The 12,315-nt window shown below is 33.1% G+C and carries 7 protein-coding genes, 1 rRNA gene and 1 other annotated feature; of the genes, 1 reads left to right on the plus strand and 7 read right to left on the minus strand.

What is annotated here, in order from left to right:
• The 6 genes from N4A57_RS10240 to N4A57_RS10265 all read right to left on the minus strand — a co-directional run.
• Nucleotides 1-144: ribosomal RNA gene (locus tag N4A57_RS10240) — 16S ribosomal RNA — on the minus strand; the annotation flags it as partial.
• A gap of 502 nt (nucleotides 145-646) precedes the next feature.
• On the minus strand, nucleotides 647-1,705 hold the full coding sequence (gene leuB / locus N4A57_RS10245) for a 3-isopropylmalate dehydrogenase (RefSeq protein WP_293657897.1): 1,059 nt from the start codon (nucleotides 1,703-1,705) through the stop codon (nucleotides 647-649).
• A 5-nt stretch (nucleotides 1,706-1,710) separates the two neighbouring features.
• Nucleotides 1,711-2,211: a 3-isopropylmalate dehydratase small subunit gene (gene leuD / locus N4A57_RS10250; protein WP_293657898.1), complete on the minus strand. Its 501-nt coding sequence runs from the start codon at nucleotides 2,209-2,211 to the stop codon at nucleotides 1,711-1,713.
• A gap of 12 nt (nucleotides 2,212-2,223) precedes the next feature.
• Nucleotides 2,224-3,483, minus strand: coding sequence for a 3-isopropylmalate dehydratase large subunit (gene leuC / locus N4A57_RS10255; RefSeq protein ID WP_293657899.1), 1,260 nt, complete (start codon nucleotides 3,481-3,483; stop codon nucleotides 2,224-2,226).
• A gap of 13 nt (nucleotides 3,484-3,496) precedes the next feature.
• On the minus strand, nucleotides 3,497-5,008 hold the full coding sequence (locus N4A57_RS10260) for a 2-isopropylmalate synthase (RefSeq protein WP_293657900.1): 1,512 nt from the start codon (nucleotides 5,006-5,008) through the stop codon (nucleotides 3,497-3,499).
• 123 nt (nucleotides 5,009-5,131) lie between these two features.
• Nucleotides 5,132-5,353, minus strand: a binding site (T-box leader).
• 787 nt (nucleotides 5,354-6,140) lie between these two features.
• The gene (locus N4A57_RS10265) at nucleotides 6,141-8,144 is read right to left on the minus strand and encodes a HAMP domain-containing methyl-accepting chemotaxis protein (protein ID WP_293657901.1); all 2,004 of its coding nucleotides are present in this window, start codon (nucleotides 8,142-8,144) and stop codon (nucleotides 6,141-6,143) included.
• A 275-nt stretch (nucleotides 8,145-8,419) separates the two neighbouring features.
• Between N4A57_RS10265 and N4A57_RS10270 the strand changes: the two genes are divergently transcribed.
• Entirely contained in the window at nucleotides 8,420-8,569 is a 150-nt protein-coding gene (locus N4A57_RS10270; protein WP_293657902.1) for a DUF3787 domain-containing protein, read from the plus strand.
• A gap of 87 nt (nucleotides 8,570-8,656) precedes the next feature.
• Here N4A57_RS10270 and nifJ read toward each other — a convergent pair whose 3' ends face one another.
• The gene (gene nifJ, locus N4A57_RS10275; RefSeq protein ID WP_293657903.1) at nucleotides 8,657-12,184 is read right to left on the minus strand and encodes a pyruvate:ferredoxin (flavodoxin) oxidoreductase; all 3,528 of its coding nucleotides are present in this window, start codon (nucleotides 12,182-12,184) and stop codon (nucleotides 8,657-8,659) included.
• Nucleotides 12,185-12,315 lie beyond the last annotated feature (131 nt).

Genomic DNA, 12,315 nt, shown 5'->3' on the forward strand with positions numbered 1-12,315 from the left:
AGGTTGCCTACGCGTTACTCACCCGTCCGCCGCTGTCCTTCTTTAGAATCACCCGAAAGATCAACTAAAGAATTCTCGCTCGACTTGCATGTGTTAGGCACGCCGCCAGCGTTCATCCTGAGCCAGGATCAAACTCTCAAATAAAATCAAAAATTTGTTTGTCACTATTGTGACTGCTCTATTGTAAATTAACGTTACCTTTTAATAAAATTCGTACACCACTATCGTGGTTACTCATATCGTAATTAAATCAATTCCTATCCAGTCATTTATTTAATTACTCAAAGGTTATTTAAGCTGGCTTAAATTCTTATACTGTTTAGTTTTCAAAGTTCAATATTCTTAGCCGTCCCTTGACGACTTACTCAGTCTAACACATTCAAAACTGCTTGTCAAACTTTATTTTTGTTTTCCTTGTTTTGTTTGTGTTCCTTGGTGCTAGATAATAGTAGCATGAATCCATGTCCTAATCAATAGTTTTTTTGAAGTTTATATCTTTTAAATTTTCTGTCTAAGAGTATACACTAGGCTTGTACTATATAATACCCATATTTCTTTGCTTTGAACTTTTTGATTTATACGAACGTAGTAGGTTAACAAAATTAAATAAAGAACTAGCCCTCAAACTAATTCTTTATTTAATATATCACTTTATTTCTTCTATTATTAGCTCTGTCATTTCCCTTGTTCCTACTAATTTCTTATTATCAGACATAATATCACTAGTCCTATACCCTTTTTTAAGAACCGCTTTTACTGCCTCTTCGATTCTAGTTCCTTCCTTATATAGTCCCAAAGAATTTTTCATCATCATACATATGGATAATATGGTTCCTATAGGGTTTGCTTTGTTTTCTCCTGCTATATCAGGAGCTGATCCATGGATGGGTTCATAAAGACCTACCCCTTCGCCAAGACTTGCCGATGGCAATACACCTATGGAACCTACAATGGCACTGGCCTCATCTGATAATATATCTCCAAATATATTATTAGTAAGAACCACATCAAAATTAGCTGGCTGTCTAATTAGTTGCATAGCTCCATTATCTATATACATATGTTCTAACTCTACTTCTTTATAGTCCTTAGCCACTTCTTCTACTACTTGCCTCCAAAGTTTAGAACTTTCAAGGACATTAGCCTTATCTATACTAGTTACCTTCTTGTTTCTTTTCATTGCCATATGGAAAGCAGTTTTTGCAATTCTCCTTATTTCTTCTCTATTATATCTTTCCACATCATAGGCTTCATTTTCTTCTTTTCCCTTTTCCCCAAAATAAATTCCACCTGTTAACTCCCTTACTATACATATATTAATATTCTCTTTTATAAGGCTACTTTTTAAAGGTGATGATTCCTTCAACTCTTCAAATAATATGGCAGGTCTTATATTTGCATATACTCCTAATGATTTCCTCAGAGCTAATAATCCTGCCTCCGGTCTTTCATTTCCCTTTAAATGATCCCATTTAGGACCTCCTACGGCCCCTAATAATACAGCATCACTTTTTCTACACTTATCTATAGTTTCATCAGGTATGGGATTTTTACATTCATCTATAGCCTCTCCTCCTAATAAAACCCTCTCCATATTAAATTTATGTCCATATACTTTTTCTATTTTATTTAATACCCTAATACCCGAATCTATAATTTCAGGCCCTATACCATCTCCATATATAACACTTATATTAAAATCCATAGCCATTACTCTCCCTTTTGCCTCTTACTCTTTACATATTCCACAAGGCCACCTTGTTTTATAATTTTTTTTATAAATTCTGGGTATACTTGCCCCTTATAAGATTCTTCCTTAGTAACATTAAATATTATTCCCTCTTGAAAATCTACTTCTATAGTATCTCCCTCATCTATTTTCTCAAAGGCTTCATCACATTCTAATATAGGTAGTCCTATATTAAATGAATTTCTATAGAATATTCGTGCAAAACTAGTGGCTATAACACAAGTTACTCCACAGGATTTTATGGCAATGGGTGCATGTTCCCTAGAAGAACCACAACCAAAATTTTTATTTGCCACTATAAAATCTCCCCTTTGTACTTTAGAACTAAAATCCTTATCTATATCCTCCATACAATGTTTTGCTAGCTCCATTGGATGGGAAGTATTCAAATATCTAGCTGGAATAATTACATCCGTATCTATATTACTTCCATATTTAAAAACTCTACCTCTATTACTCATGACCGTCTCCCCCTATAAGTTTTCTGGATTATATATTTTTCCCATTATAGCTGAAGCTGCTGCCACAGCTGGACTAGCTAAATAAACTTCCGATTCTGTATGACCCATTCTTCCTACAAAGTTTCTGTTAGTAGTAGCTACAGCCCTCTCTCCTTCTGCTAATATTCCCATATGACCACCTAAACAAGGTCCACAAGTAGGAGTACTAATAAGAGCCCCACTTTCTATAAATATCTCCATTAATCCTTCCTTTATGGCTTGAAGATATATATTTTGAGTAGCTGGAAATACTATGGCCCTAATTCCCTTAGCCACTTTTCTTCCCTTAAATACTTTAGCCGCTTCTCTTAAATCTTCTATTCTTCCGTTAGTACAAGACCCTATTACTACTTGGTCTATCTTCACATGCCCAACTTCATCTATAGTACGTGTATTATCTGGAGAATGTGGGAATGATACAGTAGGTCTTATAGTACCTAAATCTATTTTATAAACCTCATCGTAATGGGCATCCTCATCCCCTTCATACACAGTATATTCTTTTATAGAATGTTCTTTCATATAATCTATAGTCTTTTCATCTACTACAAATATTCCGTTCTTTCCTCCTGCTTCAATGGCCATATTTGATATGGTAAATCTATCATCCATAGATAATGACCTTATTCCCTCACCTACAAATTCCATCGATTTATATCTAGCTCCATCCACACCAATCATACCTATAATATGAAGAATTATATCCTTACCACTAACCCATTTAGTTGGTTTTCCCACAAGTTCAAATTTTATGGCACTAGGAACTCTAAACCAGCACTTTCCCCTAACCATTCCAGCTGCCATATCAGTACTTCCTACCCCTGTAGAGAAAGCTCCTAGGGCACCATAGGTACATGTATGTGAATCTGCTCCTATAACCACATCCCCTGCTACTACTAACCCCTTTTCTGGTAGTAGTGCATGCTCTATTCCCATTTCTCCCACTTCAAAATAATTTTTTATTTCCTTATCATAAGCAAATTTCCTAACCATTTTACATTGTTGAGCTGCCTTTATATCCTTATTAGGAGTAAAATGATCTGGCACTATTACTACCTTCTCCTTATGAAATACTTCCTTTGCACCCATCTTTTCAAACTCTTTAATAGCAACAGGTGTAGTTATGTCATTTCCAAGTACTATATCTAAATTAGCTTCTATAAAATCTCCTGCCTGGGTGGATTCTACCCCTGCATGATTAGCTAATATTTTTTGTGTCATAGTCATTCCCATAATTAAATCCCCCTTAGTTCCTTTCTTCATAAACTAGTTTGTTCACTGCATTTATATAAGCTTTAATACTGGCCTCTACCACATCCGTACTTATTCCTCTACCCGTAAATATATTTCCATTCTTTTTAAGTTTTACTATAGCTTGCCCTTGAGCATCCTTTCCTTCTGTAACAGAATGAAGGTTATAATCTTCTAGTGTAGCCTCTGTATTTACTATTTTTTCTATGGCTTTGAAGGCTGCATCTATTGGTCCATCCCCATCAGATATATCCCCTATATTTTTATCCTGAAAGTTTAAAGTTACACTGGCAGTAGAAGTTATTGTATTTCCACTATTAATAACAAATTTGTGTAATTCATACACATTGGGAATATGGTTAACTCTCTTTGATACTATAGCTTCAATATCTCCATCGTAAACATTCTTTTTCTTATCTGCTAATTTTTTAAATTCTTCAAAGGATTCTTTCACTTCATTGTCATTTAATTCATACCCTAAAGTCTTTAATCTATCTATAAAAGCATGACGTCCTGAATGTTTTCCTAAAACCATTTTGTTAGTATTAAGGCCTATTGATTCAGGAGTCATAATCTCATAGGTACTTCTTTCTTCTAATACTCCATGTTGATGGATTCCCGATTCATGGGCAAAGGCATTTTCTCCAACTATGGCCTTATTAGGCTGTACTTCTACCCCTGTAATATTAGTTAAAATCCTACTAGTTTTCATAATTTCTTTCGTATTTATACCTATTCCATATTTTAAAATATCTTTCCTAGTATTTATAGCCATTACAATTTCTTCTAAGGCTGCATTACCGGCACGTTCTCCAATACCATTTACAGTACACTCTATTTGAGTAGCTCCAGCTCTAATGGCAGCTATACTATTGGCAACGGCCAATCCTAGATCATTATGACAGTGTACAGATATATCTACCTTGTGAATACTTGGCGTATTTTCTTTTATCTTATTTAAAAAATTATAATACTCGTCTGGAGTAGTGTATCCTACCGTATCAGGAATATTTATTACAGTAGCTCCAGCTTTTATTACCCTTTCAAATATTTCTCCTAAAAATAGTGGATTACTTCTTGTGGCATCTTCGGCAGAAAATTCAATATCTTCACAATATTTTTTCCCATACTTCACCATGTTTACAGCATCTTCTATTACCTCTTTAGGTGTCTTTTTTAACTTATATTTCATATGAATAGGGGATGTGGCTATAAAAGTATGGATTCTTGGTCGTTTAGCATCCTTGACGGCTTCCCATGCACAATCAATATCCTTAGGCAAAGCCCTTGCTAAACTTGCAACTATGGGATTACTCACACTTTTAGCTATTGCATTTACTGATTTGAAATCTCCCTTTGATGCAATGGCAAATCCTGCTTCTATAATATCTACACCTAATCTTTCTAGTTGTTTTGCCATTTCTATTTTTTCATAGATGTTCATACTACATCCTGGAGATTGTTCTCCATCCCTTAATGTGGTATCGAATATCTTGATATTTTTCATAACTAACCTCTCCTTTAAACCTATTTGTCTTATTTTAAAGTTAGCTAGACTTTAAAATATAAAGAGAGTTTATAAGCGCTTACAAACAATTTTTATTAAAAATAAAAAACCCGTCCTTAATAGAATAAGGACGAGTTAACCCGCGGTACCACCTTAAATTGCCCACAAGGGCCCCTTAGTAGAATAATTTATCAAACCCTTTAACGGGGGTCATTCGTTTATCTCCTACTTTAGTTCAGAGATCCAGCTTAGGAGTGAGTAGTATTCTTTTAGAGTATCGGTTCACAGCACCACCGACTCTCTGAAACTCCTTTTAAAAAATACGCTCTCCGTCATAGCCTTTCATGTGACATTTAACCCATATTATTCATATAAAAATTAAAACTCTGCTACACCCTTTCAAATTTTCCATGAATAATATGGGTTTAAATATATTGTTTTATATTTTATCAATTTTTTTTAGTATGTCAATAGTTTTTTTTAATATTTTTTAAATTTTGCCACAAATTAAAAAATTCAAAAAAAAGTCATTGCATGATCTTTAAAAATATGATAAATTAATATACATAATCTAGTCCGTACTCCTAGTACATCTGTTTTTTAAAAAGCGGAATCTTTTTAATCTACAAACTATTTCATTTGGGTGACAACGCTGAGAAAGTCTCTCTTCTCCGAAGAAGAGGGATTTTTTCGTTTTTGAAAAAACAGTAATTTTTTCTTATAGATTTATGAACACTAAGCTTTCTTTATACAGTAACTTGCCTATAAGGGAAAATATATTGAAAATTTTTGGAACCCTGGAACGTCACAACATCCTATGCTCCTCCAACATGACTCATGAACCTATCTACGGAGATTCACACTTTCGCTTGTGACAAGAACTTGGGTGGAAAAAATTTTCAATGGTTTCCTGAAATAGGCCCGCATAAAGTAAGTTTATAATCAAAAAATCTATACTAGGTATATAAAAAAATAAACTAGTTACTTCCCTGAGGGATTTAGATTATTTTCAAGGCATGGTGAGTGAACATATTAAACATATGTAATGTACTCCATAACCAAGAAACTAATTCAAAAAATCAGTGAAATGACTAATTTATTTTTTTATATGCCTAACTCTTTAATATATTCTTTAAACATTAAATTGCTCTACAATTTCTAATAGTTCTATTGACATATTAGCTAACTCATTAGCAGAAGCAGCTACTTCTTCTGCTGAAGCTGTTTGTTCCTCTGCTAATGAAGATACTTGTTCCGTTGCCGTAGCGGCTTCCTCCATAATGCTTGTTATATTTCCAATATAATTTTTCACTTTTCCTCCTGTTTCATCCATCTTTTCTATTGATTTTGCAAAATCTTCAATTTTCAATGTGATATTTTCAATAGAACTAATAATTTCATTGAAAAAATCTCCCGTTTCCGCAATTACTTCTTTTCCCCTATTAACTTCCATATTTTCCTTTTCTATAGAATTTATGGATTTATCAATTTCACCTTGTATTTCAATTAAAAGTTTAGCAATTTCATTAGAAGATTCCTGTGAATCATCTGCTAATTGTCTTATCTCTTCAGCTACAACAGCAAAACCTCTACCATGTTCTCCAGCCCTTGCTGATTCAATTGCCGCATTTAAAGCTAGTAGATTGGTCTGAGTAGATATACTTGATATTACTTCAATTATTTTTCCAATTTCAATAGACCTTTCACTTAGGCCTCTAACAACCCTTTGTGTATTTTGAGATGTTAAATTAATTTTTTCCATTTGTTTCACTGAATTATTAACTACAGTTTTTCCTTCATTGGCAAGTTGTACTACTCTGTGGGAACTAGAAACCACATTCTGTACATTTTCATTTGATTCTTTTAATCCATTCATACATCCAAAGATTAATGTACTAGTTTCTTCAATATAATCTCTTTGTTTTTTTCTTCCTTCACTTATTTCTTCTAAACTTATAGCTGTTTCACTTGTTGCCTTTCCACTCTCCTCAGAAGCCGCTGATAGTTCTTGGCTAGAAACTGACACATTATTGGCCATATTATTTACATTCTTTATTAAATTTCTTAAATTTTCTTGCATTTTCTTAATAGCCGTTCCTAAATTTCCTATTTCATCTTTAGAATTTACTAGTACTTCTTCCTTTAAATTACCTGAAGCTATCGTTTGGGCTACTTTTACCATCTTTTCTATTGGTTTAGTTATTAAGTTAGAAATATATATGGCAATACTAATTGATATTAAAATAATAACTCCAAGAATTGTTATAATCTTATTTTTTAATCTAGTTATATCTTCTTCTATTGATATAGAAATATTTTCATGTAGTTTTTCTACTAAAGGTTCTAATTTATGAATTTTACTTCTATAATTGCCAATTAACCCCTCCGTAGATTTAAAGCCAATTTCCCTGTCTACATTGATTATTTCCTCAAATTTTTCTTTATAAGCACCCATCAATGATTTTAGCTCTGATTTCTTATTATTATCATAGTTTGATTTATCTACTATATTATTAAATTGTGAAACTATTCCTTTGAAATCATTTAAATATTTTATATCTTTTCTTAAAAAATAATCCTTTTCAACCCTTCTTATTTCCAACATGGAAATCTGTAATTTATCACCATTTGGCATATTTTCCAATATATCTTCAACATTATGAACAGCATGTCTTAATTGTCCAACGGATCCATACTCCTTAAATCCCCTTGTCTTTGTTCTTTCAACTACCTTTATAAAACCATGACGATATTCTTTAACCAGTGAATTTATCTCATCTAAATTTTTAAGATTTTCTGGGTCATTAATTATTATGTCATTTTTTTTCATCAGTTCTATAGTCTTTTGAAATTCACTAAAATTTGACTCAAACTTATCTATATATTCACTTTTTCCAGTTTTGAAAAATTCCATATTAGTTTCTTCACGTAAAAGAAAATCCTTTTCATTTTTCCTCATCTCCAACATGAGTTTAACAAGTTTTTCATTATTCTTTATTAAAGGAATTCTATTATCAACAATATTTTTTATAGATGCAAAGGATATTCCACCTAAAACAATAATAAATACCATTAATATTAAGAAACCTGAAAATATTTTTCTCCTTATTTTCCAATCCTTAAACCTTAATTCCACGTAAAATCCTCCTATGTATCCTTTTATTAATTGTTAATATATTTACTAAACAATATTACATAATTTTTACAAAAATTTCAATCAATTCCGGATTTTTAGGACTATTTTACTAAAAATATACACTATTTTTGTCTAATATTGTATCTTTTTTTCATATTCTCTTTTAAAGGTTATCATTTTATTGTCCTCATAGACTAATATTACCTCTATTTCCATTAATTGTTATAACTTTTTTTCTCTTTACAGAAGATACTAATAAGAAAGGGAGGTATTCTATGAGAAAAAAAATAAGAAAACCCGTTGAAAATCACGAAACCGCTCCATGGGCAAATATAGAAAATTTAAAAGGTGAAGGAAAAATTCCCACTCCTGCCACATTAGAAGTAGATAACGCAAGGGAATGGGTAGAACAAAACGAAAAATAATAAATTTTAATTATGATAGCCTAATCATTTCTTTCTATACTATATGAAAGGGACTCACACTTATATGAGTCCCTTTTTCATATATGCCTAGTATTTCATATATGCCATACGTTTATAGTTTTCATATCTATCTTTAGCGTGTTTTTCAGCTTCCCCAAATAATTTTTCAGCTATTTCAGGGAAAGTATTTTGTAGTTGAGTATATCTGATCTCACCATTAATAAACTCAGTGAAATTCTTAGTAGGCTCCTTAGAATCTAACATGAACGGATTTTGACCTTCTTCTTTGAGGATTGGATTATATCTGTATAGATGCCAGTATCCAGCCTCTACAGCTTCCTTTTCCCTTCTTACAGTAGTAGCCATACCCGTCTTAATACCATGGGCTATACAAGGAGCATAGGCAATTATTAGGGATGGTCCCTTATAGCTTTCAGCTTCTTTTATTGCTTTTATAGCGTGATTCATATTGGCACCTAATCCTATTTGAGTCACATATACATATCCATAGCTCATGGCCATCATACCTAAATCTTTCTTTCTAATCTTTTTACCACTGGCAGCAAATTTGGCAACACTAGCCGTTGGAGTAGCTTTAGATGCTTGGCCACCTGTATTTGAATATACTTCCGTATCTAATACTAATATATTCACATCATCACCAGAGGCTAGAACATGATCAAGTCCACCATATCCAATATCATACCCCCAACCGTCTCCACCAATTATCCATAGGGATTTCTTAACTAGGAAATCTTTATTTTCTAATATTTCCATAACTAGTGGGTCCTCTGTATATTTTTCTAATTCTTTTACTAGCTCCCCACTAGCTTTTATAGACTCGTCTCCATTTTCCATATTGTTTAAATAATTTTTCATTGCTGCCTTAGTATCTTCTGGGAACTCTCCTTCTACTAGAGTCTCTACTAATCCTTTTATCTTATCTCTAATTTGTTTTACTCCAAGGTACATTCCATATCCAAATTCTGCATTATCTTCAAATAATGAATTTGCCCAGGATGGACCCTTTCCACAGGTCGTAGTAGTATATGGAACAGAAGGAGCACTACCTCCCCAAATAGAAGAACAACCTGTAGCATTAGCTATCATCATTCTAGTTCCATATAATTGAGTTATTAATTTTACATAGGCCGTTTCTCCACATCCTGCGCAGGCTCCAGAGAACTCTAATAGGGGTTGAACAAATTGACTTCCCTTTACAGTATATTTGTTCATCAAGTGATCCTTCATGGATACATTTTTCACTGCAAATTCCCAGTTTCCTTCTTCCCTTTGTGTTTCCTCTTCAGCCTCTACCATAACTAATGCCTTATTAGGAGCAGGACAAACATCAGCACAATTTGCACAACCTGTACAATCAAGGGGACTTACTTGAATTCTATATTCATAACCTTCAAAGGCCTTTCCAGTAGCATTTTTAGTTTTAAATCCTTCAGGTTTTTTCTTTTGATCCTCTTCATCTAACAAAAATGGTCTTATTACTCCATGGGGACATACATAAGAACATTGATTACATTGAATACAATTTTCTAGTTTCCACTGGGGTAACATTACTGCTATACCACGTTTTTCATAGGCAGTAGTTCCCATAGGAAATGTTCCATCTTCAATTCCTTCAAAGGCACTTACAGGTAGTGAGTCTCCTTCATTCTTTGCCATAGGAATTTGAATTTCTTTAACAAAGTATGGATCATCTGCTTCATCATCTTCATCAATGAAATCTTCTGCGTCTTTCCACTCCTTAGGTATTTCTACCTTAACAAAACTATCTACACCCCTATCTATGGCATCCTGATTCATCTTAACTATGTGTTCACCCTTTTTACCATAGGTTTGTACTACTAGTTCTTTTAAATAGTCTATAGCATCTTCTACAGGAATAACATTGGCTAACTTAAAGAAAGCCGATTGCATGATCATATTGATTCTTCCACCAAGACCTATTTCTTTGGCTATTTCCACTGCATCTATGGTATAGAAATCAATATTTTTATTAGCTATAGTTCTCTTTAGACTAGCTGGTAATTTCTCATCTAATTCTTCTATATCCCAAGGACAATTAAGTACAAAGGTTCCTCCATCCACAATTCCCTTTAAAAGGTCATAATGATTTACATATGATTTGTTATGACATGCGATAAAGTCTGCATTACTAATTAAGTAAGTAGATTTTATTGGTTCTTTGCCAAATCTTAAATGGGATATGGTTGTTCCTCCAGATTTCTTAGAATCATAGGAAAAATAGGCCTGGGCATAAAGGTCTGTTTTATCCCCTATTATCTTAATGGCCATCTTATTTGCTCCAACAGTACCATCAGAACCAAGTCCCCAGAATTTACATCTTATGGTTCCCTCAGGGGTAGTATTAATAGTATTTACTATATCTAATGATGTATGAGTTACATCATCTACAATACCTATTGTAAAATCGTTCTTAGGAACCTCTTCTTTTAAGTTTTCAAATACGGATACTATTTGTTCTGGTGTTGTGTCCTTAGAACCAAGACCATATCTACCACCTACTATAAGGGGAGCATCCTTCTTATTATAAAACAAACTCTTTATATCCACATAAAGGGGTTCACCTAAAGCCCCTGGTTCTTTAGTTCTATCTAATACGGCAATTTTCTTTACACTATTTGGGAATACATTAAAGAAATGAGTTGGACAAAAAGGTCTATATAATCTCACTTTAATCAAACCAACCTTTTCTCCCTTACTCACTAAATAATCTATTGTTTCTTCTATAGTTTCACATACGGAACCCATAGCTATTATTATATTTTCTGGATTTTCTGCTCCATAATAATCAAAGGGTTTATACTCTCTTCCCGTAATTTCACTGATTTCTTCCATATAATCAGCCACAATCTGAGGAACTTCCTTATAGAATTTATTAGAAGCTTCCCTTCCTTGGAAGTATATATCTGGATTTTGGGCAGTTCCTCTAAGAACTGGTCTTTCTGGATTAAGGGAGCTATTTCTAAATTCTTTTATAGATTCAAAATCTACTAATCTTTCAAAATCATCATATTCAATTAATTCTACCTTTTGAATTTCATGGGATGTTCTAAATCCATCAAAAAAATGAAGAAATGGAATTCTAGATTTTATAGCAGATAAATGAGCTATACCACCTAAATCAATTACTTCCTGTACACTACTTGAACAAAGAAGTGCAAATCCAGTCTGCCTTGTAGCCATAACATCTTGATGATCTCCAAATATGGATAGAGCGTGGGTAGCTAAAGCTCTTGCACTTACATGAAATACCCCTGGCAATAATTCTCCTGCCATTTTGTACATGTTAGGAACCATTAATAATAATCCTTGTGAAGCTGTATATGTGGTAGTTAATGCTCCTCCTTGTAATGAACCATGCATAGTTCCTGCAGCCCCTGCTTCTGATTGCATCTCAGATACTTTAACCCGTTGCCCAAATAGATTTAATTTTCCCTTAGCAGACCATTCATCTACCTTTTCAGCCATAGGTGATGAAGGGGTTATGGGATATATAGCCGCCACATCAGTAAAGGCATATGACACATATGCAGCAGCTTCATTTCCATCCATGGTTTTCATTTTTTTAGCCACAAATCTTCCTCCTTTTATCTTTCAATTTCCTAGTTTTTAGTTTTTTCTTTTTATTGAAAAATATGTATAAAAGGAGTTAAAACTTTTAATATAATAGTATAAGAGCACCTGAATATATATCCAAGTGCTCT

It is taken from the genome of Anaeromicrobium sp. (genome assembly GCF_025210435.1).
Classification (GTDB): Bacteria; Bacillota; Clostridia; order Peptostreptococcales; family Thermotaleaceae; genus Anaeromicrobium.

Bases quoted from the DNA above. Each gene is read 5' to 3' on its own strand.
- leuD (WP_293657898.1), bottom strand. From the start codon at position 2,211: ATGAGTAATAGAGGTAGAGTTTTTAAATATGGAAGTAATATAGATACG.
- N4A57_RS10260 (WP_293657900.1), bottom strand. From the start codon at position 5,008: ATGAAAAATATCAAGATATTCGATACCACATTAAGGGATGGAGAACAA.
- N4A57_RS10270 (WP_293657902.1), top strand. From the start codon at position 8,420: ATGAGAAAAAAAATAAGAAAACCCGTTGAAAATCACGAAACCGCTCCA.
- leuC (WP_293657899.1), bottom strand. From the start codon at position 3,483: ATGGGAATGACTATGACACAAAAAATATTAGCTAATCATGCAGGGGTA.
- leuB (WP_293657897.1), bottom strand. From the start codon at position 1,705: ATGGATTTTAATATAAGTGTTATATATGGAGATGGTATAGGGCCTGAA.